This window comes from Mesorhizobium sp. M4B.F.Ca.ET.089.01.1.1, assembly GCF_004022605.1.
In the GTDB taxonomy this organism is placed as follows: Bacteria; Pseudomonadota; Alphaproteobacteria; order Rhizobiales; family Rhizobiaceae; genus Mesorhizobium; species Mesorhizobium abyssinicae.
In genome coordinates, this window is the sequence record NZ_RZOS01001470.1 from 1 (window position 1) to 425 (window position 425).

The window sequence follows — 425 nt, forward strand, 5'->3', positions numbered from 1 at the left end:
CTCCAGCCACTAGCCCGCATACACGAGACCTACGAGCGTGCCTGGGCCGCCGACTGGGTGGTGGCGATCCTGGCGCGCGAAGGCATCGCTATTACCCCGGATGCCAAGGAACACATCTGGGCGGCCCTGACGTCGCTCGCCTCGGCGCCAGTCGAGGAACGCACCATCACCGGCCTCAGCGTGCTTTTGCAGGTGAACGACCTGAAGCAAGCCCTTCGCTCCTACTGCATCGGCGGTCCATACGGCCGGCTGCTCGATGCCGAGGCGGAACATCTTGGCGCGGCGTCAGTCCAGGCGTTCGAAATCGAGGGTCTCGTTGGCACCGGAGCCGCGCCGGCGGTTCTCTCCTACCTCTTCCATCGCATCGGTGACCGGCTTGATGGGCGGCCGACATTGCTGATAATCGACGAGGGCTGGCTCGCCCT

1 pseudogene is annotated in these 425 nt (G+C 65.4%); it reads left to right on the forward strand.

The features are described 5' to 3' along the window. Positions 1 to 425: pseudogene (locus EN780_RS37930) on the forward strand (conjugal transfer protein TrbE); the annotation flags it as partial.